This is a genomic window from Streptosporangium sp. NBC_01639 (assembly GCF_045209755.1).
Classification (GTDB): domain Bacteria; phylum Actinomycetota; class Actinomycetes; order Streptosporangiales; family Streptosporangiaceae; genus Streptosporangium.
Genome location: NZ_CP109272.1, coordinates 4979704 through 5005679, shown reverse-complemented (window position 1 = coordinate 5005679; position 25976 = coordinate 4979704). Strand labels below are relative to the sequence as shown.

Here is a 25976-nt window from a genome sequence, read left to right as displayed (position 1 = left end):
GACCTGAGAGGGAGGACGCATGACGAGCTACGCCGCCGCCGGCGTTGACATCGACGCCGGTGAGCGCGCCGTCGAGCTGATGAAGTCGAAGGTCGCGCGGTCCCGGCGGCCCGAGGTGGTCGACGACGCCAGCGGCTTCGCCGGCCTCTTCGACGCCTCGGCCCTGCTGGGCTACCGGCGACCGCTGCTGACGACCTCGACCGACGGGGTCGGCACCAAGGTCATGCTGGCGCAGGCACTCGGCAAGCACGACACGATCGGCGTCGACCTGGTCGGCATGGTCGTGGACGACCTGGTGGTCTGCGGCGCCGAACCGCTGTTCATGACCGACTACATCGCCTGCGGGAAGGTCGTCCCGGAGCGGATCGCCGAGATCGTGGGCGGTGTCGCCGAGGGCTGCCGCCTGGCGGGCTGTGCCCTGATCGGCGGCGAGACGGCCGAGCACCCCGGAGCCATGGGCGCCGACGAGTACGACCTCGCGGGTGCCGCCACCGGTGTGGTGGAGGCCGACACGATGCTCGGCCGGGACCGGGTCCGTGCGGGCGACGTGGTGCTGGCGCTGGCCTCCTCCGGCGTGCACTCCAACGGCTACTCGCTGGTCCGGCACATCATCAAGCTCGCCGGGCTCTCCCTGGAGGCCGAGTTCGCCGAGCTCGGCCGGTCACTGGGCGAGGAGTTGCTGGAGCCGACCCGGATCTACTCCCTGGACTGCCTGGAGCTGGCCCGCTCGGCCGACGTCCACGCGTACGCGCACATCACCGGCGGAGGTCTCGCGGGCAACCTGTCCCGCTCGCTGCCGCCGACGCTGGACGCGCTGCTGGACCGTTCGTCCTGGACCCCGCCCGCCGTCTTCGAACTGCTGGCGGGACACGGCAAGGTGGCACAGGCCGACATGGACCGCACCTTCAACCTGGGTGTGGGCATGGCGGCGATCGTCGCGGCGGACGCCGTCGACGGGGCGCTGGCCCTGCTCAAGGAGCGTGGCCTTCCGGCCTGGGTGCTCGGCGAGGTCGTCCCCGGCACCGGTGAGGCGCGTTACCGCTGAGGCGTGGGGGCGCCGGCCACCGTCGGCGCCCCGCCGTACACCGGGAATCACGAGTACGGGACGACGAAAAGCGCCCCGGACCACCGGAGCGCTGAGCTGAACCGACACATACGGAGAAAACACCCGGTGGTCGTTGACCACCGGGTGTCCCGCTCACACTCAACCTGAAGCTCGCCTAACGGCGGCCGGACGCACCTTCGTCCGGTTTGTCACCAGAACCGAAGTCATCGGCGTAATCGGCATACCGATCCGCCAGCTCATCGTAGGCGTCGTTGGCGTCGTCATCGTGGTTGGAGTCATCTCTGACTCCGAGCTCGTCGCGAAGACGCTCAAGATCAGTGCCACCGCTGTTGTACTTCAGCTGGCGAGCAACCTTGACCTGCTTGGCCTTTGCTCGGCCGCGCCCCATTGGCTCGACCCCCTCGTGTGGGGTCGTGCCCGACCCCTCGTCGCTAACGCACCACCCACTGACGCCACCTGACTTAGGCATCAGCTCTCGTTCGACTACAACCGTACCTGTTTTACGCCCGGCTCGGTACGCCGTATGGGCGTGAGGGGCTAGGCGCCTAGCCAAATGCCCCTAATTCGCCCGACTTCCGACATTCTGCGCTCAGCTAGCCTATCGGCTGCGACAGCCGGGGGGACGCCATCCTCCGCCGCCGTGGCAAAAATCTTGAGAGTCGTGTCGTAGATCTGGGTCGCCTTTGCCTTGGCCCGCTCCATGTTGAACCCGCCGATCTCGTCCGCGACCTGGATGACGCCGCCGGAGTTGACCACGTAGTCGGGCGCGTAGAGGATCCCGCGGTCGGCGAGCTCCTTCTCCACCCCCGGGTGGGCCAGCTGGTTGTTCGCCCCGCCGCAGACGATCGCGGCGCGCAGCCGGGCGACCGTGTCGTCGTCCAGCGCCCCGCCGAGCGCGCACGGCGCGTAGACGTCGATGTCGGCCGCGGTCAGCTCCCGCTGGTCGGCGACGACCTCGACGCCGGGGTGACGCCGCCGGACCCGCTCGACCGCCTGCTCGCTGACGTCGCAGATCACCACCTCGGCACCGTCCTCGACGAGATGGTCGACCAGCCGGTGACCCACCTTGCCCACGCCCTCGACCCCGACCCGCCGGCCACGCAGCACCGGTGCGCCGTAGGCGTGCTCGGCCGCGGCCCGCATGCCCTGGAACACGCCATAGGCGGTCAGGATCGACGAGTCGCCCGCGCCGCCGTGGGCCACCGTGCGGCCGGTCACGTACGAGCTCTCACGGGCCACGATGTCCATGTCCTCGCTGTAGGTGCCCACGTCGCACGCGGTGAAGTAGCGGCCCCCCAGCGACTGCACGAACCGGCCGTAGGCGCGCAGCAGCGCCTCGCTCTTGTCCGTCGCCGGGTCGCCGATGATGACGGCCTTGCCACCGCCGAGGTCGAGCCCGGCCAGGGCGTTCTTGTAGGCCATCGCCCGAGAGAGGTTGAGCACGTCGGCCAGCGCCGCCTGCTCGCTCTCGTAGGGGTAGAACCTGGTGCCCCCGAGGCCTGGGCCGAGGGCGGTGTTGTAGATCGCGATGATCGCGTGGAGGCCGCTGCGCTCATCGGAGCAGAAGACGACCTGCTCGTGTTTCGTCTGGCCGCTTGCGGGGCTGATGTCCTTGTGGGACAGCCCGAAGACGTCGGTCACTGTGGTGACTCCCGGTCGTCCGGTCCGCCGCTCCGTCGCGGCGGAGATCACTATCAGCGTAACCACAACTTTGAGTGGATTGACGGAGGTCATGGCTGGTTCTCCGGTCTCGTGACGCCCGGGACGCGGCAGGCGTCACACCGGCCGTCACGTGGTCGATACCGGACAGCGACGGGTTCTTCGTGACACGATGCGGACGTGCTGCCCTATGCCGCGTACCTCCGCGTCTATGAACCACTGACCGCGTTCACCCCGCCGGAACGCGTCTCGTGGGCCGCCTACGCCGAGACCGTCGACCGGCCCCGCCGCGCGAGCGCGCTCCACGCCGAGCACGGCGAGGCGGTCCGCCGCCTCCTGGGGGTTCCTCCCACCCCCGCACCCGCCCAGGAGAGCCCCAACGCCTATCTCAGGCGCGTGGAGGGCGTCCTCTACGTCTGCCCCTGGCAGAGCAGGCTGAGATCGTGGCTGGCCTTCTCGCGCTTCCGCGGGGCGACTCCGCAACGGCTGATGGAGCGGTTCGTGCCGACCTCCGTCGCCGAGCAGACGGCCGACGACTTCGACAGGTTCAAACGCCGTGGCGGCTCGGCCGCCCTGCGCACCCATATCCGGACCTCGACATGGCACGTTCCGACCTCGTGGTTCATCCCCTTCGACGGCAACGAGCGCTGGCTGGTCCTCGACGGGGCGGACACCCCGGAGGACGCGACCACCACGCGTAACCTGATCTACGTCACGTCCATGGCCCACGCCCGGCGCCGCAGCGCCCGCGCCCTGCAGATCGTCCGCAGACACGTGGGCGCGGTCGCGGTGACCACCGAGGTCGAGGACGTGGCGCGCTGGCTGGAGGAGTTTCATCCGCATTCGCTGGTGGAGCTCGACTACGGCGGCATCGTCCACCTCATGAACGACGAGAAGCTCCAGAGCGACCAGTCGGTGGCGGAGCTCGCGGCGGCTCTGACGGGTCTGGAAACCGGCGAGGAAGAGTTGGCCTTCGCCCTGTATAGGCGAGTTATCCTCCGCTGGCGATCAATACAACTTCTCGAATCAGCAAACTGAGTCGCAAATCATCCCTCTGACCTGCATAAGTAGTTCGGTCGATGACCGACGACACGTCTACGAACTGAGTAGTTTGCCGTTTTCGCTGCGATACCACGAAACGTGTCGCTAGAATCACCGAGCGTGACAACAACAGGTACACATGAGAGATGAGCCACTCAAAGGCTCGCCAATCGCTCTACGTGGCTGTATGGTCACATCGGGTGATGCCGCATATGGCCCGAACAGCCGCACGCAAGGGGCCATAAGGGGACATCCGTGACAAGCGTCAAGTCGCAGGATCGCTGTCGCCGGTCCACATGGAGGAGAGGCCGCACAAATGTCAGCTCGTACACCCGAGGCAGAGCCGCTGCTCACCCCGGCGGAGGTCGCAACCATGTTCCGCGTCGATCCCAAGACCGTTACGCGGTGGGCGAAGGCCGGCAAGTTGACGTCCATCCGCACTCTGGGTGGGCACCGCCGCTACCGGGAGACCGAGGTTCGCGCGCTGCTCGCGGGGATTCCGCAACAGCGCTCTGAGTAAGACGGGGACCTTCTAGGGGGAAACAAGCGCGCGCTCACCACGTGAGCGCGCAAGCCATACGCGTTGTCTGTGGGGAGCGGCGTCGCCCGCCCGGCGCCGCCCCGGCACCGTTTCCGCATGGCTTCCGCCGTTCTTTCGGGCGCCCGGTCGCTACGGCGTGTTCTCGTCGGTCAGGTCACCGAGGAGCTGCCCGGCCTGCGGATCGCGGTCCGCGGCCACCCGGAGCAGGGCCATCATCTGGCCGACCAGCATGCCCTCGAGTTCCGCCCGATCGATGTCCCGGTGTTCCAGCCAGTCGAGGCCGGCCGTCTCGACCGACGCGATCCACGAACGCAGGGTGATGCGGAGCACGGGCCCGGGTTCATGGACCCTCATCTGCCTCATGACGAGGCGGAACAGGCGGTGCCGGACACTGTCGACGATCTCCCCGATCTCGCCGCTGCGGTTGGTGGGACCGCCCCTGAGCAGTGCGGCGAAGCCCGCCGCGCGCTCCTCGACGAAGTCGAAGTAACGTCCCAGCCCGGTGGCGAGCTCGTCGATCGGGCGGCCGCCCTCAAGAGGCCGGAGCCGCGCCTCCAGTTGTGCCGCGGCGCTCCTCAGTGCGGCGACGTAGAGTTCCTGCTTGCCACCGAAGTAGTGGTAGACCAGGGCCCGCGACGCTCCGGCGGCCGAGGCCACGTCGTCGATCGAGACACCCTCGGCATCCTGCTTGCTGAACAGCTCCAGAGCCGCCGCCATGAGCTCCTCACGACGCTGGTCCACGCTGAGCCTGCGCCGCGCCGGTCGCGTGCCCTCCGTAACAGGGTCGTCCTGTTTGGCCGCTCCGGATGTCGAACCCACACTCCGCACACTATCGGAGTCGATCGCGGCGGCGATGTCGTCAAGATCGGAGTTCCCTTGGGCAGAAGCCGTACCCCATTCGGAACTCGATCGTTTTGAGTGACAGGTGCCCATCCACCATCCCGGGGGAGAGCCATGTCAGGACCGCCGGTCAACACCACCGTCACCCGAAGCCGCCGATTCGCCGAGCCCGTCTCGCCGAACGATCCCGGCCCACGTCCGCGGCCCACGATCCGCAACGTGGCCGAGCGAGCCGGTGTCTCCAAATCACTGGTCTCGCTCGTGCTGCGCGGTTCACCGCATGTGAGCGAGCACCGCCGGCAGGCCGTGCTCCAGGCGGCCAGAGAGCTCGGCTACCGGCCCAACGCCGTCGCACGCAGCCTGGTCGAAGGCCGCACACATCTGGTCGGGGCGCTCGTCGCCGACCTGCACAACCCTTTCTACGCCGAATTCCTGGACGGCCTGCAGGAGAGCCTGCACGGCGACGGCCTCCGGCTTCTCATCGGCAACAGCCAGTGGGATCCGGCCTTCGAGGTGGAGGCGGTCGAAGCCTTCCTGGAACTACGGGTGGACGGTCTCGTCCTGCTCGGCATAGCGCCCACCAGCGAGACGCTCATCGAGGCCACCGGCTACACGCCGACGGTCGTGGTGGGCGAGCGCGACATCGATCTCGGCGGGGTGGACATCGTCGCGGACGACGACCAGCTGGGCGCCCGGCTGGCCATCGACCACCTCGTCTCCCTCGGCCACCGCAGGATCGCCCACATCGAGGGCACCCGCTCCTCATCCGGGCGGTTCCGCTGCGAGGGCTACCTGGTCGAGATGCGCAGGCACGCGCTGGCGCCGTACATCATGGTCGAGCAGGGCGACTGCACCGAGGAGAGCGGCGCGGCGGCGGCACGGAGCCTGCTCACCCGTTTCCCCCGGCCCAGCGCGATCTTCGCCTCCAACGACGCGGTCGCCATGGGCGTGCTCTCCGCGGCGGCCGAGCTGGACCTGCGGGTGCCCGAGGACCTCTCGGTGATCGGATACGACAACACGCACCTCTCGGGGGCCTCGGCGATCTCGCTGACCACCGTCGACCAGCCCCGCCGTGCCATGGGCCGCTCGGCCGCGGCCCTGCTCAGCGACCGGATCGGCGACCCCGGCAAGGCCTCGCGCCTGCGCCAGGTCGTCCCCGAACTCGTCGTACGGCGCAGCACGGGCCCCGCCAAGGACTGAGGGACCCGCCTGGAGCGTTGCACAATGCCCAGGCGGCCCCTAAGTCCTCGTCAAAACCAGGTCAACCATCGACGTGGCGGCAGAGTCCCGGTGTTGACTCCGGTCTGACGAGGGGGTAACGATGCGCGATCCAGAACTGGTGTCATGCGCCCAGCGCGCGGCCGCCGAGCTTGAGCGGGCGTGGGCGCACTGGCGGGCCGCCCGGGGCCGAAACGGGGATGCCGGCGCCGAGTCCGTGGCGAGCTATGTGGCCCATTCGATCGACCACCCCTGGGGGCGTCCACGGGTGGTGCTGGGGCTGGACGCCGAGGACGCCAGGGAGCTCGCCTCCCTCCTGCAGAAGCTGGAGGCGGGGGAGCACGTCTGGTGACGACGGCCGGGTCACGTAGGTTGGTTGGTTGACGGACTCCTTCGAGGGGGATCAGCGTGACCAGCAAAGCATTCGTGGCGGCCCTTGCCCTGTCCGGCCTGAGCGTCGCGGCCTGCGGCGGCGCCGTGAACGGCACCACGGCGGACCCGGCACGGCACGGCGAGCCCGCCTCGCCTGCCGCCTCACCGGCCGCTTCTCAGGCGACCCGGGTGGCCGCGACCGCCACGCCCGCCCCATCGGCCGGCCGGAGTGTGCCGGCCGGACCGCTGCGCGGCAAGGTCGTGGTCATCGACCCGGGCCACAACGGGCTCAACTACAGATACCCCTCGAAGATCAACAAACTGGTCGACGTCCTGACCCAGCGCAAGGCCTGCGACACCACCGGCACCGCCACCGACAGCGGTTACAGCGAGGCGGCCTTCACCTGGGACGTCTCCCAGCGCCTGGCCAAGATCCTCAAAGCGCGGGGAGCCACGGTGAAGCTGACCAGGACCGACAACTCCGGCGTGGGTCCGTGCATCACCCAGCGCGCGGCGATCGGCAACAAGGCCAAAGCGGACGCGGCGATCTCGATCCACGCCGACGGGGCGCCCGCGGCCGGCCACGGCTTCCATGTGATCATGCCGAAGAAGATCGGCGGACCGGTGGACCCGGTGGTCGGGCAATCCAGGGAGCTCGGCATCGACGTCCGCGACTCCGTCAAATCCGTCGCCGGCCTGCCGTACTCCACCTACATCGGCAACAAGGCCCTGGACTTCCGCGACGACCTCGGCGGATTGAACCTCTCCACGGTTCCCAAGGTCTTCATCGAGTCCGGCAACATGCGCAACCCGGGTGACGCGGCCAAGTTCCGGTCGCCGGCGTTCCGCCAGAAGCTGGCGCTCGGCATCGCCGACGGGATGCAGACCTACCTGAAGTGATGCGTGGTCTGACCCGACTTGGCATGATCTGAGGCATGACTGACCTGCTGCCGTATCCTGCCGTCGTCGAGTCTGCCCATGGTTTCTTCGCGCTCTCCCCCGGCGCCTCCGTCTCCGGTCCCGCCGACCTGGTGGACGGGGTACGGCCGGCCCTGGCCGTCCTCGACCTGCGGCCCGTGGAGTCGGGGGCGGGGGCGGTCGTGGTGGAGCGGGACGCGTCACTGGGTGCGGAGGCCTACACGCTGGAGGTGACCGCCGAGGGCGTGCGGATCACCGCCGGGGACCGTGCCGGGGCGTTCTACGCGGGTCAGACCCTGCGGCAGCTCCTGCCCGACGGGGCGTTCCGGACCGTCGGGAGAGCCGGCTGGACCGTCCCGTGCGGCCGGGTGGAGGACGCTCCGCGCTTCTCCTGGCGCGGCGTGCACCTGGACGTGGCACGGCACTTCATGCCCAAGCGCGAGGTGCTCCGGATGATCGACATCATGGCCGTGCACAAGCTGAACCGGCTTCACCTGCACCTGGTCGACGACCAGGGATGGCGGGTCGAGAGCCGGGTCGCCCCCAGGCTGCACCAGGTGGCGTCCCACCGGCCGCGTACGATCACCAGCCCCCGTGGGGCGAACCCGGTCTACGACGAGGTGCCGCACGGCGGCTACTACACGCTGGACGACCTCGCCGAGATCGCCGCCTACGCCCGCATCCGGGCGGTGACGGTCGTGCCCGAGATCGACGTACCGGGACACGCCTCGGCGATCCTGGCGGCCTACCCCGCTCTCGACGCGCGGGCCACCGGCGGCCGGGAACCCGAGCCGTTCGGCGTGCTGGACCGCTGGGGCATCTCCCCCGCGATCCTGTCCCCGCTCCCTCCGACGATCGACTTCCTGACCGCGGTGCTCGACGAGCTGCTCGGCGCGCTGGGTGAGACGCCGTACGTGCACCTCGGCGGGGACGAGTGCGTGCTCGACGACTGGGCCGCCGCACCGGAGATCGTCGCGTTCCAGGAGGAGCTCGGGCTGGCGGGCCCGAGCGACCTGCACGCCTGGTTCCTGCGCCGGCTGGCGGACGTGCTCGCCGAGCGGGGCAGCCGGGCGGTCGTCTGGGACGAGGCCTTCGTCAGCGGCATGCTGCGGCCCGACACCGTCGTGATGCCGTGGCGCGGGACGGGAGTGGCCCTGCGCGCGGCCGAGGCCGGACACGACGTCGTGCAGACCCCGGTCTTCCCGCTCTACTTCGACTACGCCGAGGCCGCCTCGGCACAGGAGCCGCGCGCCATCGGCGACGCGACCACCCTGCCGGACGTCGTCGCCTTCGACCCGGCACCGGAGTCCTGGACCGCCGAACAGCGTGCGCGCGTGCTGGGGGCGCAGTTCCAGCTCTGGAGCGAGTATCTGCCCGACGGCCGGGCGGTGGACTACCGGGCCTGGCCCCGGGGCTGCGCGCTGGCCGAGGTCGCCTGGTCGGGCTCGGCCCGCCCCGGATTCGCCGCCCGGCTCGAAGGGCACCTGGGCCGCCTGGACGCGCTGGGGGTGGAGTATCGCCCCACCACCGGGCCGCACCCCTGGCAGCGGGGCGGCGGCAGGCGCGGCCACCGCCCCGGTGCCGTCGATGTGCAGGCGGTCATGGAGCGCCTGGAGAAGCTGACCCGGCTCGCGGACTCGACCCGGCCGAGCCTGTGACTCTCCGTCCGGCGTGGCGGCGGTGAATCACCGGCGCACGAGAAGCGTGGGGTGACGGAGGGCGGCGGCCCGTCACCCGCACGGGGTGGCACTCAGGTCGCGGTGCGACCGATGATCTCGCGCAGCTCGGTGGCGCCGTGGCGGCGGAGCCGCCGCGACAGCCCGCGATGGATGCGGTGGGCCCATAGGGGGCCCTCGTAGATCAGCGCGCTGTAGCCCTGGACCAGGGTGGCGCCGGCGAGCAGGCGCTCCCAGACGTCGTCCACGTTCTCGACCCCGCCGACGGAGACGAGCACCAGGCGGTCGCCCACCCGGGCGCGCAGCCTGCGCAGCACCTGCAGCGAGCGGGCCTTCAGCGGGCGTCCCGACAGACCGCCGGCCTCGGTGCTGGAGACGCTCTCACGGCTGATCGTGGTGTTGGTCGCGATGATGCCGTCGAGCCCGAGCTCCAGGGCCAGGTCGGCGACCGCGTCCACGTCGTCGTCGGCCAGGTCGGGTGCGATCTTGACCAGCAGCGGGGTCCGCCTGGGGGTGCCGTCGGCGACCTCCTTGACCGCTTCGAGCAGGGGGCGCAGGAGATCGACCGCCTGGAGGGCGCGCAGGCCGGGAGTGTTCGGCGAGCTGACGTTGACGACCAGGTAGTCGGCCAGCGGCGCCAGCTCCCTGGCGCCGGCCACATAGTCCTGGACGGCCTCCGACTCGGGCACGACCTTGGTCTTGCCGATGTTGACGCCGACCACCGCCGGGACGCCGCGGGGCCTGGCCAGCGCCCGGGCCGCGGCGCTCGCCCCGGCGTTGTTGAAGCCCATCCGGTTGATGATCGCCCGGTCCCCGACGAGGCGGAACAGCCGGGGTCTGGCGTTGCCGGGCTGGGCGTGCGCGGTGACCGTGCCGACCTCGACGTGGCTGAAGCCGAGTGCGGACATGGCCTCCACGCAGCCGGCGTCCTTGTCGAAGCCCGCCGCCAGCCCGAACGGGCCGGGGAAGTGCACGCCGAAGGCCTGCACGCGCAGCGCGGGGTCGCGCGGCGCGAGGCGGCGGTGGACGAGCCGCTTGACCACGGGCGTCACCGAGAGGAGGCGGAGCGCGCCGAGCGTCAGATGGTGCACATCCTCCGCGTCGAAGCGGCTGAGAACCTGCGTGAACACGAATCGATACATCACCGATCAGGTTAGTCCCCCGGCGGAGCGGGGCTCGCGCCGGCCGTCCGCGGCGGGAGCGCGCTCACCGTAGTTCGCCGGCCCCCTCACCGAGCACCTCGGCCGCGAGGTCGGCCACCCGGCGACGGCTGTCCCTGGCCTGCTTGCGCAGACCGGTGAAGGCCTGAGCCGCGGTGAGGTCGTGTTTGCCCATCAGGTAGCCGACGGCCCGCTCGATGACCACCCGGTAGTCGAGGGCGTACTGGAGTTGCTCGGCCAGCGCGCTCTTCTCCTCGGCGGCCATCGCCGCGGTGAGAAGCTGCTCGATCACGTCGGCGTAGGACCTGAGCGCCTGGATGTCCGACTGATCCCACTCATACGGTTCGGACTGGTAGACGTTCAACGTGCCCACCGGGTCTCCGCCGAGCCGTACCGGCACCCCGGCGACCGCCCGCACCTCGGGGTGGAGGCGGTCGGCGAGCTTCGGCCAGCGCGGGTCCACCTGCACGTCGGAGGAGGTCACCGGGGCGTTCTCCTCGTAGGCGGACACACATGGCCCCTGGCCCAGGTGGAGTTGGGCGTCCTCCAGGCTGCGCCCCCGATCATCGGTGGCGACCAGGTAGCGCAGGTCCTTGCCCTCCTCGGCGAACATCAGGCCCGCACCCGCATAACCGAACAGCGTGTCCACGACGTCCACAGTCCGCTCAAGCTGATGGACTATGCCTGTTGCGGCAGCTGTCGTCTGGAGCCGTCTCAGGCTTGCGACCAGCGCTTCCGGGTCGATGTGCGTCATATGTGTGGCGCCTTTCAGCGTCGGCCGGATTACTTGACATGCTGACTACGACTGCCCAGGAATAGGAGACTTATGAACGGGATTCCGTAGAACCGTCACCATGAGCCCGCTGCGGGGTTCTCCGCTGCGGGCTTTCACGGGCTGCCGTTCGCGGCCGGCGCGGTCGTAGAAATTCAGGGTGCCGATCAGCCGGTCTCCAGCGCGCACCGGCGACGGCACGGACTTCGGAGACCTGTCCGGCGAGGCGGGACAGATCGGGGGGCGTGCGGCGTGGAGCCCGTCGGCCAGGACGCTCGGGACGCTCAGGGCGCTCAGGAAGCGATCGACCGGTCGGGAGCGTCCGATGCCTTGGGCCATGGGGAGGCTTCCTCCGCGTTGAGGTAGCTCCGCGGACGCAAGGCGGAATGATCAGCAATGGGAAAGGATAGTGCTGCGCGGCCACTACGGCCAAGCGGTTCCTCGTACCGCCCGTCAGAGCGTTTGCAACGCTGTCAATAGATCGGCAAGTGATCGGCAAGTCGGGGACGGCAGGGTGGAGACATGAGCAACTTGTCACGTTCCGCCATCGCCCGCCGACGTCGCACGATGGTGCACGTCGTACTCCGCGACATGGCGGAGACCGGTAACACGACCGTACCGTCCTGGTGGGACTCCGAAATCCAGCGAGAATTCGCCGGCCTGGGCGGATTCCTGGCCGAACTGAGCCGCCAGTGGTGGACGGCCTACGCCGCGCACCTGGACACGCTGATCGAACTCGGCGCGGGTGATCACGTCCAGGCGTGGACCGACGTCACCGAGCAGATGCCGTACCTGCGGGCCGTACTCGACGCCTACGCCGACGAGTCCGCCCTCGCCGAGGCCGAGCGGCGCCACTGCGACGTGTTGCGCTGGACCGCCCGGCGCGAGAACCGCCGCGCCGCCTGAACTCCGCTCCCGGGCTATGCATATCCACCCGTCATCGGGTAGCGATGAACGATGGTCAGGCTACTCAGTCAACGTCAGCGGAATCGCCAGGATTCGGACCGCCGCCTGGGTGCGCGGCTCACGTTCGCGGTGGCGGCCGTGGTGGTGTTCTCGGTGCCGTTCATCCTGCTGCTGGTGTTCGTGGTGTCCTCGTTCGGGCCGCTGAACGACTTCGACAGGAGCGTGGCCCGGCAGCTCCACGCCCAGGCCCTGGCCGAGCCCGGGTACGCGCACTTCCTCAACGTGGCCACGGACGTGCTCGGGCCGACGACCTGGCGTGTCCTGGTGGTGGCGGTGGCGATCTCGCTCTGGGTGCGGGGATCGCGGCGCGTGGCGGTCTGGGCGGTCGTCACGATCACCGTCAGCGGCCTGCTGAACCTTGCGATCAAGGACATCGTCAACCGGGCGCGGCCCGTGCTGCCCGATCCGGTGTCGTGGGCGCCGGGCGCCTCGTTCCCCTCCGGGCACGCGATGGGCGTGGCGACGTGCACCTGTGTCCTCGCCCTCGTCCTGCTGCCCTACCTGAAGGGCTGGGGCCTCCGATTCGCCGTCTGGGCCGCCGCGACGGCCTTCACGGTCTTCGTCGCCTACAGCCGGGTCGCGCTCGGCGTCCACTGGTTCAGCGACGTGGTCGCGGGGACGACGCTGGGCGTCGCGGTGGTCGCGGGGACCGCCGCGGGATTCGAAAGCTGGCGCCGGGGCGAGGGGCGCCGGCCTGCCGAGCCGTACAAGGAAGGGGTCCAGCCCGAGGAGTGAGCCGCGCACGACGGCGGCCGGCGGAGTTCTGAAGGTAAAATTCAGGGTAGCTCGGGCGCCATGTCTAAAACGTCGGTCGACTTCAAGGGCGTGGCCCGCCTCATCCTGCTGCCGTTGGCCCTCATGGCCGCTCTGACGGTCGGCGTCGGGCTACTGATCACCAAGGTTCTGCAGACGACCACCCTCATCGCGAACGACGAGGGGGTGAACGAGCAGTTGGCCCACGGCCGCACGGCGTTCTTGAACGACATCACGGACAAGATGACCAAGCTGTCGGACATGCCGACGATCATCATCGCCACCGCGGTGCTCATCATCGTCTTCCGGCTGGCGTTCAAGCGCTGGAACGAGTCGCTCTTCCTGCTGCTGTCCGTGTTCTCCCAGTCGGCCATCTTCCTGCTGGCCACCGTCTTCGCCGAGCGCAAACGACCCACGGTGCAGCACCTCGACCCCGCGCCGCCCACCTCCAGCTTCCCGTCGGGGCACACCAGTGCCGCCGTGGGCTTCTACTGCGCCCTGGCGCTGGTGCTGACCCTGCACACCCACCGCTACAAGATCCTCAATGTGCTGTGGTGGGCCGTCGGCCTGGCGATCCCGCTGGGCATCGGCTACTCCCGGATGTATCGCGGCATGCACCACCTGAGCGACGTGAGCTGGGGCCTCCTGCTCGGCGCCGTCTGCATCGCGGTGGCCGCCAACGCGCTGCTGCGGCGACGCCCCGTGGCGGGAGACCGTTCCGTGGTGCGGGAGAAGGCCACGGCATAGCGGCCCGGGGTGCGGGAGAGGTTCCGGCAAGGTCCGGGGACGGCGGGGCGGAGCGAAGTTCCGGCGGGACCGTCCCCGGCGGTACGGAGCGAGGTTTCGGCAGGGCCGTCCCCAGCGGGGGACCGTCCCCAGCGGGATCCGGGACGGTGCCGGGGCGGGCGGCGGGACCCGGGGCGGGGGCTCACAACGCGAGAGCTTTTTCTCCGCTTCCCATCGGGTTTCAGCTTGTGCGCACCACGGGGCGGGCTACATTCAGCAGGGGCAAACCAGCGTTCGCCTGTCACTATCAGCAATTTGCTGACTACCGTGTGCTACCGAGTAAGATAAAGACCCCATGGGCAGATTGACGTCTTCCCATCGGGGCAGGAGCAGCCAGCCGGCCGGACCCACACGTGTTCGACGGCACCCCTCAGGAAGGAAGCCGTCCCGTGGATTCCCAGCCCATCGTGTGTCATACCTGCGCAGGTGTTCTACTCGCCACCGATTCCCGCACGTACACAGCGCAGCGGGGGCGCATGATCGTGTCCAACGGATACTGCACGTGCCCGCCGGCCGCGGAGTCGGAGCCGTCGAGGCAGCAGGAGCAGGCCCCCGCCCCGGCCCCGACCGCGATGGTGAACGCCTGAGAGCTTTTTCGATCACCGGAAGGTTCGCCCCACGCGGCGTCCGGCCGTTTCCCCGCCGGTCCCCCGCCCGTGTCCGGCGCACCGCCCGCACGCGGAGCACCGCGGAGGACACCACCCCGGGTCTCAGCCGGACAACCCCCAGGACGCGACCACCGCGAGGCCGCTCGTTCCGATCAGCCCGATGAGCACCATGACGGCGATGACGCGACGATTCATACTCCTGAGCCTAACCAGAGGTGCCCGGTGAGGCGGCCCGCCGGCGAACGCTCACCCGAGCGGCCTCAATTTTTCCGACCAATCACCACATCCTCGTCGGCGCGGCGGCGGACTGAAGATCATCGGGATATCCGTCCACCTCAACCTCGGGTACCGCCGATGAGAATGATTTAGGCTCATCATCGTCGGCTAGTGAAGAACGGGCTACGGCGTACGCCGCCCCGCCGAGGACGAGGTGCACGTGGTCACGGAAGACGTCGAGCAATCGGCCAAGAGCGGCAAGAAGCAGAAGCGCTCGTTCTGGCTGGAGTTCCCCCTCCTGGTCGTGGTCTCCCTGCTGCTCGCACTGCTGATCAAAAGCTTCGTCGTCCAGGCGTTCTACATCCCGTCGGAGTCGATGGAGAACACGCTTCTCGTCAACGACCGGGTTCTGGTCAACAAGCTCGTCTACTACACCCGCGACATCGAGCGCGGTGACGTCGTGGTCTTCTCCGGAGTCGACTCCTGGAAGGGCGAGGTCGAGATCCCGGAGCCGTCCAACCCGGTCGCGGCGTTCCTCCAGTGGGCCGGCACCGTCTTCGGCGTGGTGCCCGGCGAGAAGGACTACATCAAACGGGTCATCGGCGTTCCCGGTGACGTCGTGGAGTGCTGCGACGTCAAGAAACGTGTCACGGTCAACGGGGTCCCGCTGGAGGAGAAGGACTACCTCTACCCGGGTGACGATCCGTCAGGCGATACTTTTAAGGTCACGGTGCCCGAGGGCCGGCTCTGGGTGATGGGCGACCACCGTTCGGTGTCGTACGACTCCCGCAAGCACCAGGGCGACCCGGGAGGCGGCACGATCCCGGCCGAGCAGGTGATCGGCCGTGCCTTCGTGATCGTGTGGCCGTTCTCCCGCGCGACCACGATCCCGATCCCCGAGACCTTCTCCCAGCCCGCGCTGAACGCGGCCGGGGCGATCGGCGCCCAGGCCCCGCTCCTGCTCGGGTTCACCGGCGCGGTGCCCCTGGTGCTCTGGCGTCGCCGCCGGATCCTGAAACGGCTCTGACCGCCGGGCAGCCCCTGCTCCCACGGCCCGTATGACCCGCGGTGAGGGCGTTTCCCTTGAGGGCCCCGGACGGGGGCGGTCAACACGTCTTGCGGTGCCCGCGGGATCTCACTCGTGCCTGCCGTAGGTCAAAGGAAGTTCCGTGACCTGGCGTGCCCCTCGCCATAACCAGCGAAACAAGACAAGTATGGAGGTGAGGGGCACAGAGGGCACGGGGAAGTGGTGGCGATGTACGCACACGACGGGCGGCCTGTGGTCGCCGGATACGACGGTTCGAAGGCAAGCAGGCAGGCCCTTCAGTGGGGCGTCAGCGAGGCCCGTACGCGGTTCGTTCCCCTGGTCGTCTGCCACGCCTGGCAATGGCTCTACCCCATGCCTCCCGTCTCCCCCGAAACGCTGGAGGCCGTACGGCGGATGGGCCAGCACGTGCTCAACGCCGGAGTGAGCCTGGCACGCAGCATGGCTCCCCGGCTGGAGGTGGTGGAGCGGCTGGAGATGGGGTCACCCGCGGTCGTCCTGGTGAGCGAGTCGTCGGCCGCGGAGCTGGTCACCGTGGGACCACGCGGGACGGGCGGCTTCAAGGAGCTCCAGATCGGTTCGGTCGCGATGCAGCTCGCCGCGCACTCCTACTGCCCGGTGGCCGTCGTCAGGGAACCGGACCGGCCCGCCACGGGACGCGTGGTGGTCGCCGTGGAGGGGGCCGGTCCGGAGCGTTCGGGGATCGGGGTGGCATTCGAGGAGGCGCGGCTGCGGCAGGCGTCGCTGACCGCGATCTGCCTGTGCCCCGAGGACATGGACGACACGCGGCAGGCGGCCACCCGCTTCTACAACACCGTCTCGGTGTGGGAGGAGAAGTATCCCGGCGTGGCCGTGGACACCTCGGTCGAGACACGGCCCGCTACGGCGGTGCTGCACGGTGCCGCCGAACACGCGGACCTGGTGGTGGTCAACGGTCGCGGGGAGGACGACCCGATCGAGCTGCCTCTCGGCGTACTCTCCCAGTCGCTGCTGCGCGGGGCGTCGTGCACGGTCATAGTGATTCCGGATCGGATGTCCGCGGCCTCCTCCCGGGCAGCGACTCGCGTTCCGCCCGGATGATGTGGATGACCGCGTTGATGAGGGCCAGATGGGTGAAGGCCTGGGGGAAGTTGCCCAGGTGACGCCCGGTGACGGGGTCGATCTCCTCGGCGTAGAGGCCCAGGGGGCTGGCGAAGGAGAGGACCTTCTCACAGAGCCTGCGGGCGCGGGTCTGCTCCCCTATCTCGGTGAGCGCCGAGACGAGCCAGAACGAGCAGATCGTGAAGGTGCCCTCCTCGCCGGACAGGCCGTCGTCGGTCTCCTTGCTCAGGTAGCGCATGACGAGATCGTCGACGGTCAGCTCGTCGGCGATGGCCAGGACGGTGTCACGGATCCTGGGGTCGTCGGCCGGCAGGAAGCGCACCAGAGGGAGGAGGAGAAGCGAGGCGTCGAGAGCGTCGGTCTCGTAGTGCTGCCTGAAGATTCCGTTATCAGTCACCCCGTGCGCGCAGACGTCGGCGTGGATCTCGTCGGCGGCCGCCTGCCAGCGCGTCGCCAGGTCGAAGTCGTGGCGGCACCGGGCGAGCCACGCGCCGCGGTCGGCCGCCACCCAGCACATGACCTTCGACGAGGTGAAGTGCTTGGGCTGGCCCCGCACCTCCCAGATGCCCCGGTCGGGCTCCCGCCAGTGCGCGATGGCCGCTTCGACCTGGCGTTTCAGGATGGGCCAGATCCGCTCGTCCAGTCGGTCCCGGGAACGGGTGTGAAGATAGAAGGAGTCGAGGACCGCTCCCCAGACGTCGTGCTGGCGGTGCTTGTAGGCGTTGTTGCCGATCCTGACAGGTTTGGCCCCCTGGTAGCCGTCCAGGTAACCGAGGATGTGCTCCTCCAGGTCGCGCTCGCCGTCGACGCCGTACATGATCTGGAGCTCGTCGTCCCGTTCGGCGACGTCGGCGATGAACCAGAAGAAGTCGTCGGCCTCCCAGTCGAAACCGAGCGTGTACAGGCCCCAGAGGGCGAAGGTCGAGTCGCGGATCCAGGCATAGCGGTAGTCCCAGTTTCTCTCCCCGCCCGGCGTCTCGGGCAGCGAGGTGGTCGCCGCCGCGACCAGCGCCCCGGTCGGGGCGAAGGTCAGGCCTTTGAGGGTGAGGGCGCTGCGTTCCAGGTAGCCGCGCCAGGGATGGTCGGGGAAGTCACCTCGGGCAAGCCAGTGCTGCCAGTGGTGGGCCGTCCACACGAGCCGGTCGTACGCGTCCGCGAAGGTGTAGGGCGGTTCGTGAGCGGTCCAGGACAGCGCGCAGAAGCGCGTGTCCCCTTCTCGCAGCAGAGTGCGCGCCGTCGCCCGTGACGCCTCGAACCCCAGTCGCATGTCGGTGGTGAGCCTGAGCTCCAGGTTCACCCCGTCCCCCTGGGCGACGGCCTGGTGGTAGCCCCGGTCGGCGTAGGCCCAGTGGGCCGGCCTGCGGCCGTAGTCGAACACCGGCTCGCAGTCGAGGGTGATCTGCACCTCCCCGCTGACGCAGCGCACGGTGCGCAGCAGCACGTGGCTGGCGTCGTAGTCGGTGGGCGCCCGGCGGTGGGTGTGGGAGAGCTCGTCGTGGTGGTGCCAGGGGCCGATGAGCAGCAGGTCGCGGACGATGATCCAGCCGGTCGGGGTGCCCCAGCTCGTCTCCAGCACCATGGTGCCCGGCAGGTATCGGCGTGCGGCCGGCACCCTGAGGTCGGCGGGGCCGAGCCGGAACCCTCCGGCGTCCCGGTCCAGGATGGCCGCGAACACACTGGGAGAGTCCATCCGGGGCAGGCAGAGCCACTCGATGTTCCCGCTCGGAGCCACCAGAGCGGTCGCCTCGCAGTCGGACAGGAAGCCGTAGTCCGCGATCGGCGGGAAAGGGGAACGTTCGCAGAACACGTCCACCGGTGGATCGAGAGTCATACGATGACCTGCTTTCCCGCCGCTCCCACTCGGACTTACCGGCGACCGGATCGCGCTCCGCGGCCTCGGTCACCCGGCACGGTCACAGGCCGCGGCGCACGTCCGGCCGGGTGCCCCGCCACCGGCAGAACCGGTGGCGACCGTCATACCATCGACTGTAGGCACCGAAGTCCGCAGCTCAGCAGGCAGGGGCCGGTAGAGGTCGCCTTTTCGTGGCGTCGTCAGGACGGCCAGGAGCACCCGGACCACGACGGCCTCCTCTGGCGCGGCGCCGCGGACCCGTTGTTCAAGGCGTCAGCACCGAGACGATCTTGTTGATCGTTTCCTCACCTGGATTGTATTTGGCGAGATTCTGTCGCAGCGAGGTGAGGTTACTGTCATCGGCGGCATAGGGCCGATATTCGACGACCTCCTTCGCCCACCGTTCGGGGTTGGACACGTCGGCGGCCTTGAGTGCGGCGGCGATCTCACTCTCATTGGCGGTGTTCGCCGAGACCTTTCCCAGCCGGGTGGATCCGCTGGTGGCCGTGGTGGAGGCGGACATCTGTTCGGACGACGATCCGCCGCAGGCGGTGAGCGAGAGGCAGGCGACAAGTGCCGCCAGAGCCGATCTCGTTATCGCTGATCCCATGGTGCTCCGTCCGGTGTGGTCCTTATCGGTCACTTACAAACTGGCCGATTCACCCCGGACGACCCTCCATGGAACGTGAGAATCAACTGAAAAATGACGCTGCCCTTGCTGACATATATACAAGAAATACGAAAGACGCCAGGAATGTCATTGTATTAATTTATTTAATGGATTTTTGTTGTTTTGCTTAACGCATTACCTTCCTACGGCGCCCCTCGCCGTCGACGCCACGATCACCGTCCCACCGCTCGACGCCATCCTTCGGAGCCGGTTAGCCCGTGCACGGCACCCACCGGTGACGCGTGAGGCCGGCCTGGGATGGCAGGCCGGCCTCACGGCGATCGTTCCGGACGCGACGCGCTCGGTCAGGCGGGCGTTCCAGACACGACGCGACGCGCTCGGTCAGGCGGGCGCTCAGGCCGCGTCGAGGCGGGCCAGTTCCTCGGCGGAGAGCTTCAGATCGACCGCGGCCGCCGAGTCGCGGATGGTCTCGGGGCGTGAGGAGCCGGGAATCGGGATCACCACCGGCGATTTGGCGAGCATCCACGCCAGGCACACCTGCTGCGGGCTCACCCCGTGCTCCCGCGCCACGTCCGCGAACACGGCGAAGCGCGAGCCCAGCTCACCGGCGCGCAAGATCCCGCCCAGCGGGCTCCACGGCAGGAACGTGATGCCCAGTTCCGCGCAGAGCTCCAGCTCCGGCTCGCTGGAGCGGAACGACGGCGAGAACTGGTTCTGCACGCTCACCAGCCGCCCGTCGAGGATCTCGCGGGCCAGCCGGATCTGCTCCGGGTTGGCGTTCGAGATGCCCGCGAAACGGATCTTTCCCGCGTCCAGCAGGTCACGGATCGCCCCGACCGACTCCGCGTAAGGGACCTTCGGGTCTGGCCGGTGAAACTGGTAGAGCCCGATGGCCTCGACGCCGAGTCGCTTGAGCGACGCGTCGCAGGCCTGCTTCAGGTAGTCCGGCGAGCCGTTCAGGGTCCACGATCCGTCTCCGGGGCGGAGATGACCGCCCTTCGTGGCGATCAGCACGTCGGACGTGTCGCCGCCGTAGCCGGCCACCGCGCGGGCGATCAGCGACTCGTTGTGACCTACCTCGGCCGCGTCCCTGTGGTAGGCGTCCGCGGTGTCGATCAGTGTCACGCCCTCCTCCAGGGCGGCGTGGACGGTGGCGATCGAACGCTGCTCGTCGGGGCGCCCCTCGATCGACATCGGCATCCCGCCGAGACCGATCGCGCCGACCTGGACATCGCCGATACGGCGAGTTTGCATGGGAGTTCCTCCTCGGAGATCGGTTGGTACGTCCCCAGTCTCCCTTCCCACGATCAGGACATCCTCTCCAGGATGGGAGATCCGGGAAGCGTTCGACGACGTGCTCACCGCCGCGGTCGTCGAACGCCGCGGTCAGGAGGCGAGCGGCCACGGGCGGCACAGCGCTCAGTTCGGCCGTGGCGCGATCCGGTCGAGCTCGGCGAGCGCCTCCTCGTCAGGGTGCCAGGCGCCCGCGGCGGCGTTGGCCCTGACCTGCTCCGGTCTTGTCGCACCGGCGATCACCGAGGTCACCTCGGGCTGCGCGAGCAGACCGCCGATCGCGACATCGAGCAGACCGACGCCCTGCCGCTCGGCGAACTCCGCGAGCCTCTCCACGACCTCGAAACGGGCATCGGTGAGATATTCGGGGCGGGCGGCCAGACGGCTGCCCTCCGGCGCCGCGGCGCCCCGCCGGTACTTGCCCGTGAGCAGCCCGTTGGCCAGCGGGAAGTACGGCAGCAGCCCGATACCGTAGTGCCGCAGAGCGGGTGTCAGCTCCACCTCCACCCGCCGCTGCAGCAGGCTGTACTCGTTCTGAGCGCTGACGAAGCGCTCATGGCCTTCGACGCGGGCGATCCAGTCCGCGTCGGCCACCTGCCAGGCGGCGAAGTTGGACGACCCGATGTAGCGGACCTTGCCCTCGCGCACCAGATCGGACAGGGTCGCCAACGTCTCCTCGACCGGAGTCCCCGGATCGGGGAAGTGCACCTGGTAAAGGTCGATCCAGTCCGTACGCAGGCGGCGCAGCGACCGTTCGACCGCCTTGCGGATGTATCTACGAGAGGTGCGGGCGCCCCAGTCGGGGCCGTTCGCTCCTCCGGTGTCCCCGCCGAACTTCGTGGCCAGGACCACGTCGTCACGCCGTCCCCGCAGCACGTCCCCCAGAAGCACCTCGGACTCGCCGTAGATGTCGGCCGTGTCGATCAGGGTGATCCCGGCGTCGAAGGCGGCGTCGACCACCGCGCGTGTCGCATCGAGGTCGATCCGGCGGCCGAAGTTGTTGGCACCCAGTCCGACGGCCGAGACGACCAGCCCGGATTCGCCGAGGCGGCGATAAGACATCTCAGGCATGAAACGCTCCTTACTTCCACATCACGTACAGCGAGGCGACTCAACGCCATTGTCCCCGCCCTTCCGTGACCAGCCGCTCAGAGACACCCTCCATGCCGGACCGGCCCATCGGAGCCGGTCCTCCCCGCACCGTGGTCTCCGGCGGCCCACCGCCCCGCCCTGCACCGACCGGCGGCGCGGGGCGGGGCGGTGGGTCGCCCGTGGTCGTACGAGGGTCAGTGCTTGCCGCCGTCGCCCGGCTTGCCCCAGGGACCGGTGATCGCGAGCACGTATCCCGGAGTCTGGATGTTGGCGAACAGGATCTTCCCGTCCGCGCTGAAGGTCGGACCGGTGAACTCACTGTCGTTGAGCTCGTTGCGGGCCATCGGGTAGGCATTGCCCTTCTTGGTGACGCCGATCAGGTGGGAGACGCCCTCGCCGTCCTCGGCGAGGATGATCCCGCCGTACGGGGAGACGGTGATGTTGTCCGGTCCGTCGTAGTCGGTGTCCTGCTCGGGGTCCGGGTTGACGCCGAAGATCGTCTTGAGGGTCACCGTCTCCGACCTGGGGTCGTAGAACCACACCTGGCCGTCGTGCTCGTTGACGCTGCCGTCGTCGTGACGGGCGAAGCTGGCGACGAAGTAGGCGCCGCCCTCGGACCACCAGGCACCCTCAAGCTTGCGGCTACGGGTGACCTGGTCGTCGGTGAACTGCTTGCGCACCGAAACGGTCTTGGCGTCGCGGTCGGGCACCTCGACCCACTTCACCTTGTACTGGGTGCCCGGCTGGGTGGCCTCGGACAGGTCGGCGATGTGCTTGCTCCCCTTGAAGCAGCTCATGGCCTCCAGGGTGCCCGCGGTGTCGCCGCCGTCGCTGAGCGCGAGCTTGCGCAGCTCACCCTTGCGGCCCCGGAAGTGCCTGGGCGGGGTCCAGCGGAAGTACAGGCCGTTCGGGCCGCCCGCGTCCTCGGTCTCGTAGATCGCGGAGGTGTGCGGGTCGACCGCGACGGCCTCGTGGGAGAACCGGCCGAGGAACTTCAGCGGGACCGGGTTCTGGTTGGCCTCATGGTCGAACGGGTCGACCTCGAAGACGTACCCGTGGTCCTTCTGGAACGCGCCGCCCGCGCGCTGCTCGGTCTCCTCGCAGGTCAGCCAGGTGTCCCAGGGGGTGATGCCACCCGCGCAGTTGTTGTGGGTGCCGGCCACGCTGACGTACTCGCGGACACGGTTTCCGTGCCTGTCGACCTCGATGTTGGTGGTACCGCCGTGTGCGCCCGGGTCGTACGTCAGGCCCGGCAGAGTGGGCACGCCGTACGGCTCGGTACCGTCGATCTCGTGGTTGTTGACCAGGACGAACCCGTCGCGACCATTGCCCTTGAAGAAGCCGGTGCCATCGGCGTCGCTCGGAGTCGGCTCCCCGCTCTCCAGCAGCGTCTTCCCGGCCTGAGCGACAATCTTGTAGGAGAAGCCGCGCGGGAGCGCGAGCAGGCCGGCCGGGTCCGCGACGACGGGACCGTAGCCCACCGCCTTGAGACCGGTCTGGGCGGCCTGGGCGGCCGCGGGGCCGGCGATCGCTTCGATGCTGCCAAGGATGGCGATGCCCAGACCGCCTGCGGCTCCGGAGCGGATCAGATCGCGGCGAGAGATGGAGGAAGTCACAGGAGTACCTTTTCCACTACATATCGGTAGGTATGTCTTGGAGCCAAGTCCCTCATCCTGAACGCTTCCTCCCCGGACACGGTCATCAAGATGAACGCACGACGAACGAATCGATCCAGGTTTCCGCCACCGGTTCTTACCTCCGGACGGCCGTAGGGACGCACGGTACGCCGGGAAGCCGTCGCCGTAGGGACCCACGGCACACCGGGAAGCCTTCACCGTAAGGACGTATGACACGCCGGGGAGCCATTGCCGTAAAGACGTATGACACGCCGGGGAGCCGTCGCCGTGACGGCATCCGACGCCCCGGCTCCGCCGGCGGGACCCAGGTGAGCGATCCGCCCCCTTCCATCGTCGCGAAGGAGGGCGAGTAGGTTGCAGGCCATGAATATTGCCATTACCAGTGGATTCGTCGTACCCGTTGACGGTGAGCCGATTGACGGTGGCACCGTCCTGATCCAAGACGGCAAGATCGTAGCGGTCGCTCCCGATGCCGAGGTCACCGTCCCCGCCGGTGTCACGACGATCGACGCGGGCGGCTCGTGGGTGCTGCCCGGCTTCGTCGAGGCGCACGGCCACCTCGGCGTCCACGAGGAGGCCGAGGGCTGGGCCGGCCAGGACACCAACGAGATGACCGACCCCAACGGCGCCCGGCTGCGCGCCCTCGACGCGATCAACCCGGCCGACCTGGGCTTCGCCGACGCCCTGTCCGGCGGCGTCACCACAGCCGTCATCAAGCCCGGCTCGGGCAACCCCATCGGCGGGCAGACGGTCGCGGTCAAATGCTGGGGCCGTACGGTCGACGACATGCTGGTCCGTGAGCCGGTGAGCGTGAAGAGCGCGCTGGGCGAGAACCCCAAGCGCGTCTACGGCGACCAGAAGAAGCTGCCCTCCACCAGACAGGGTGTGGCCGCGGTGATCCGCGACGCGTTCGTCAAGGCGCAGGACTACAAGGCCAAGCGGGAGCACGCCGCGACCGAGGGCAAGCCGTTCGACCGTGACGGCACCATGGAGATCCTCGTCCGGGTGCTCGACGGCGAGCTGCCCTGGTGCCAGCACACGCACCGGGCCGACGACATCGCCACCGCCCTCAGGCTGGCCGACGAGTTCGGCTACCGCCTGGTGATCAACCACGGCACCGAGGGACACCTCATCGCCGACGTGCTCGCGGAGCGGAACATTCCGGTGATCATCGGCCCGCTGCTCGGCAGCAGGTCGAAGGTGGAGCTGCGCCAGCGGTCGCTGCGCAACCCCGGCATCCTGGCCCGCGCCGGCGTCGAGTTGGCGATCACCACCGACCACCCGGTCGTGCCGATCCACTTCCTCGTGCACCAGGCGACTCTCGCGGTCAAGGAGGGTCTGGACCCCGAGGTCGCGCTGCGCTCGATCACGCTGAACCCGGCCAGGATCATGGGCCTGGACGACCGGGTCGGGGCGCTGAAGCCGGGGCTGGACGGCGATGTCGTCATCTGGTCGGGCGACCCCCTCGACATCATGAGCCGTGCGCTCCGGGTGTTCGTCGAGGGCCGCGAGGTCTACAGCTTCTCGGCGGACAAGGGCGAGGGGGAGGTCGCCGACCCCTACTACCGCGAGGCCTGACAGCTCCGTCGCGCGGCCGACCGTTCCGGCCTGACAGCTCCGTCGCGCGGCCGGCCGTTCGCAGGGTCAGCGGACCTTCCGTACCACCCCCGGCCCTCGGGCGCCTTCCGTCCTATCGGGCCGGGGGCGAGGACGGCACCGACACGGGAGGCATCGGTGCAGGAGACGCCGGTGGGGGAGGCGCCACCGCCGTGGGGTGGCCTCGCCGGAGGCGCGGCGTGGTCGAGTGCGGACACGATGGAGTACTTCCTGACCGATGGAGCACTAACGGGTCTGAAGTTCCTTTAGAATGGAGTAGCCACAGCACGAGAGCACTCAATAATGAAACTGGAGTTCCGTTATGAGTTCCGAACAGGTGGAGCCCGGCACTGTCCGACCCGGTGGGCGGACCGCCCGTGTCCGGTCGTCCGTGTTGCAGGCGGCAGGTGACGCCCTGGCGGAACACGGCTTCGACCGGCTCGACCTCGCCGACGTCGCACGCCGCGCGGACGTGGGCAAGACGACCGTCTACCGGCGCTGGGGCACGACGACCGGTCTGGTCACCGATCTGCTGGTCGACATGGCCGAGCAGTCCCTGCCGCGCACGGACACCGGCTCGCTGATCGAGGACCTCAAGGCCAACGCCCGGCTCGTGGTCAAGACCCTGACCGACCCGCGCCAGGGCGCCCTGTTCAAGTCGGTGATCGCCGCCGCCACCTGTGACGAGCGCACGGCGGAAGCCCTGCACCGCTTCTACGCGACCCGTATCGAGGAATGGGCCGGGTGCGTCCGCCAGGCCGTCGAACGCGGGGAACTGCCCGCGGGAACCGACGCGGCGGAAGTGATCCGCGCCGTCTCGGCCCCGCTCTACTACCGGCTGCTGGCCAGCGGCGACCCGCTCGACGGAGCCGTCGCCGACCGCGCCGCCACCGCCGCCGTGGCCGCCGCGAAGGCAGGCGCCTACGTCATCTGATCGCGGGCGAGGTCGACGACGCTCACCGGAGAACCCAGGGACTCTCCGCTCCCCCGCCATAAACGGCCGTGCCCGCTTTCCTCCACCGCCGGCGGACATCGTGCTTTGCCCCGGTGCGCGGCACCGTTCGGCCCGCCGGGCGGTCGGACGGGCGGACGGTCTGCGCGGTCGTCAGCCGACGGAGCGCGCCGCGCTGGACGGGG

The 25976-nt window shown here is 69.1% G+C and carries 24 protein-coding genes; 14 read left to right on the top strand and 10 right to left on the bottom strand.

Annotation, left to right across the window (positions count from 1 at the left end):
- The first annotated feature begins 19 nt into the window (after nucleotides 1-19).
- The gene (gene purM, locus OHA77_RS22895) at nucleotides 20-1045 is read left to right on the top strand and encodes a phosphoribosylformylglycinamidine cyclo-ligase (protein WP_406311567.1); all 1026 of its coding nucleotides are present in this window, start codon (nucleotides 20-22) and stop codon (nucleotides 1043-1045) included.
- Between the two features lie 175 nt (nucleotides 1046-1220).
- Here purM and OHA77_RS22890 read toward each other — a convergent pair whose 3' ends face one another.
- Entirely contained in the window at nucleotides 1221-1454 is a 234-nt protein-coding gene (locus OHA77_RS22890; RefSeq protein WP_326826233.1) for a DUF3073 domain-containing protein, read from the bottom strand.
- A gap of 149 nt (nucleotides 1455-1603) precedes the next feature.
- Entirely contained in the window at nucleotides 1604-2707 is a 1104-nt protein-coding gene (locus tag OHA77_RS22885) for a Leu/Phe/Val dehydrogenase (RefSeq protein WP_406311565.1), read from the bottom strand.
- 198 nt (nucleotides 2708-2905) lie between these two features.
- Between OHA77_RS22885 and OHA77_RS22880 the strand changes: the two genes are divergently transcribed.
- Together OHA77_RS22880 and bldC are read left to right on the top strand one after the other, a co-directional pair.
- Nucleotides 2906-3763 carry a hypothetical protein gene (locus OHA77_RS22880; RefSeq protein WP_326826235.1) on the top strand — a complete coding sequence of 286 codons (858 nt, stop codon included), beginning with the start codon at nucleotides 2906-2908 and terminating at the stop codon, nucleotides 3761-3763.
- A gap of 319 nt (nucleotides 3764-4082) precedes the next feature.
- Entirely contained in the window at nucleotides 4083-4286 is a 204-nt protein-coding gene (gene bldC, locus OHA77_RS22875; RefSeq protein ID WP_013133571.1) for a developmental transcriptional regulator BldC, read from the top strand.
- Nucleotides 4287-4436: 150 nt separating this feature from the next.
- On the opposite strand, the gene OHA77_RS22870 is transcribed toward bldC, so the two are convergent.
- A complete protein-coding gene (locus tag OHA77_RS22870; RefSeq protein ID WP_406311564.1) occupies nucleotides 4437-5126 on the bottom strand; it encodes a TetR/AcrR family transcriptional regulator in 690 nt (229 codons plus the stop codon).
- 135 nt (nucleotides 5127-5261) lie between these two features.
- On the opposite strand from OHA77_RS22870, the gene OHA77_RS22865 reads away from it, so the two are divergent.
- The 4 genes from OHA77_RS22865 (at nucleotide 5262) to OHA77_RS22850 (ending at nucleotide 9313) form a co-directional block, all read left to right on the top strand.
- Nucleotides 5262-6347, top strand: a complete 1086-nt coding sequence (locus tag OHA77_RS22865; protein ID WP_326826237.1) for a LacI family DNA-binding transcriptional regulator — start codon at nucleotides 5262-5264, stop codon at nucleotides 6345-6347.
- A 121-nt stretch (nucleotides 6348-6468) separates the two neighbouring features.
- The gene (locus OHA77_RS22860) at nucleotides 6469-6717 is read left to right on the top strand and encodes a hypothetical protein (RefSeq protein WP_184754355.1); all 249 of its coding nucleotides are present in this window, start codon (nucleotides 6469-6471) and stop codon (nucleotides 6715-6717) included.
- Between the two features lie 56 nt (nucleotides 6718-6773).
- Nucleotides 6774-7637, top strand: a complete 864-nt coding sequence (locus OHA77_RS22855) for an N-acetylmuramoyl-L-alanine amidase (RefSeq protein ID WP_406311563.1) — start codon at nucleotides 6774-6776, stop codon at nucleotides 7635-7637.
- A gap of 35 nt (nucleotides 7638-7672) precedes the next feature.
- Entirely contained in the window at nucleotides 7673-9313 is a 1641-nt protein-coding gene (locus OHA77_RS22850; protein ID WP_406311562.1) for a beta-N-acetylhexosaminidase, read from the top strand.
- Nucleotides 9314-9405: 92 nt separating this feature from the next.
- Here OHA77_RS22850 and OHA77_RS22845 read toward each other — a convergent pair whose 3' ends face one another.
- Together OHA77_RS22845 and OHA77_RS22840 are read right to left on the bottom strand one after the other, a co-directional pair.
- Nucleotides 9406-10473, bottom strand: coding sequence for a quinone-dependent dihydroorotate dehydrogenase (locus OHA77_RS22845; RefSeq protein WP_406311560.1), 1068 nt, complete (start codon nucleotides 10471-10473; stop codon nucleotides 9406-9408).
- A gap of 64 nt (nucleotides 10474-10537) precedes the next feature.
- On the bottom strand, nucleotides 10538-11140 hold the full coding sequence (locus OHA77_RS22840) for a GAF and ANTAR domain-containing protein (RefSeq protein WP_406311559.1): 603 nt from the start codon (nucleotides 11138-11140) through the stop codon (nucleotides 10538-10540).
- A 645-nt stretch (nucleotides 11141-11785) separates the two neighbouring features.
- Here OHA77_RS22840 and OHA77_RS22835 point away from each other — a divergent pair.
- From OHA77_RS22835 to OHA77_RS22815, 5 genes are all read left to right on the top strand, one after another.
- Nucleotides 11786-12169, top strand: coding sequence for a hypothetical protein (locus OHA77_RS22835; RefSeq protein ID WP_406311558.1), 384 nt, complete (start codon nucleotides 11786-11788; stop codon nucleotides 12167-12169).
- Between the two features lie 51 nt (nucleotides 12170-12220).
- The gene (locus tag OHA77_RS22830) at nucleotides 12221-12964 is read left to right on the top strand and encodes a phosphatase PAP2 family protein (RefSeq protein WP_326826243.1); all 744 of its coding nucleotides are present in this window, start codon (nucleotides 12221-12223) and stop codon (nucleotides 12962-12964) included.
- A gap of 60 nt (nucleotides 12965-13024) precedes the next feature.
- A complete protein-coding gene (locus OHA77_RS22825) occupies nucleotides 13025-13729 on the top strand; it encodes a phosphatase PAP2 family protein (protein ID WP_326826244.1) in 705 nt (234 codons plus the stop codon).
- 1077 nt (nucleotides 13730-14806) lie between these two features.
- Nucleotides 14807-15619 carry a signal peptidase I gene (lepB, locus tag OHA77_RS22820; RefSeq protein ID WP_326826245.1) on the top strand — a complete coding sequence of 271 codons (813 nt, stop codon included), beginning with the start codon at nucleotides 14807-14809 and terminating at the stop codon, nucleotides 15617-15619.
- 228 nt (nucleotides 15620-15847) lie between these two features.
- Nucleotides 15848-16717, top strand: a complete 870-nt coding sequence (locus OHA77_RS22815) for a universal stress protein (protein WP_326826246.1) — start codon at nucleotides 15848-15850, stop codon at nucleotides 16715-16717.
- Here OHA77_RS22815 and OHA77_RS22810 read toward each other — a convergent pair.
- The 5 genes from OHA77_RS22810 to OHA77_RS22790 form a co-directional block, all read right to left on the bottom strand.
- Nucleotides 16650-18569, bottom strand: coding sequence for a glycoside hydrolase family 15 protein (locus tag OHA77_RS22810; RefSeq protein ID WP_326826247.1), 1920 nt, complete (start codon nucleotides 18567-18569; stop codon nucleotides 16650-16652). The genes OHA77_RS22815 and OHA77_RS22810 overlap by 68 nt on opposite strands.
- A gap of 286 nt (nucleotides 18570-18855) precedes the next feature.
- The gene (locus OHA77_RS22805; RefSeq protein ID WP_406311557.1) at nucleotides 18856-19113 is read right to left on the bottom strand and encodes a hypothetical protein; all 258 of its coding nucleotides are present in this window, start codon (nucleotides 19111-19113) and stop codon (nucleotides 18856-18858) included.
- 501 nt (nucleotides 19114-19614) lie between these two features.
- Nucleotides 19615-20475: an aldo/keto reductase gene (locus tag OHA77_RS22800; protein WP_406311556.1), complete on the bottom strand. Its 861-nt coding sequence runs from the start codon at nucleotides 20473-20475 to the stop codon at nucleotides 19615-19617.
- Between the two features lie 165 nt (nucleotides 20476-20640).
- Nucleotides 20641-21585, bottom strand: coding sequence for an aldo/keto reductase (locus tag OHA77_RS22795; RefSeq protein WP_326826251.1), 945 nt, complete (start codon nucleotides 21583-21585; stop codon nucleotides 20641-20643).
- A 215-nt stretch (nucleotides 21586-21800) separates the two neighbouring features.
- Entirely contained in the window at nucleotides 21801-23222 is a 1422-nt protein-coding gene (locus OHA77_RS22790; protein ID WP_406311555.1) for an alkaline phosphatase PhoX, read from the bottom strand.
- A gap of 384 nt (nucleotides 23223-23606) precedes the next feature.
- Here OHA77_RS22790 and OHA77_RS22785 point away from each other — a divergent pair, with 384 nt between their 5' ends.
- Both OHA77_RS22785 and OHA77_RS22780 read left to right on the top strand, forming a co-directional pair.
- Nucleotides 23607-24821, top strand: coding sequence for an amidohydrolase (locus OHA77_RS22785; RefSeq protein WP_406311554.1), 1215 nt, complete (start codon nucleotides 23607-23609; stop codon nucleotides 24819-24821).
- Nucleotides 24822-25161: 340 nt separating this feature from the next.
- Entirely contained in the window at nucleotides 25162-25773 is a 612-nt protein-coding gene (locus tag OHA77_RS22780) for a TetR/AcrR family transcriptional regulator (protein WP_406311553.1), read from the top strand.
- The last annotated feature ends 203 nt before the right edge of the window (nucleotides 25774-25976 follow it).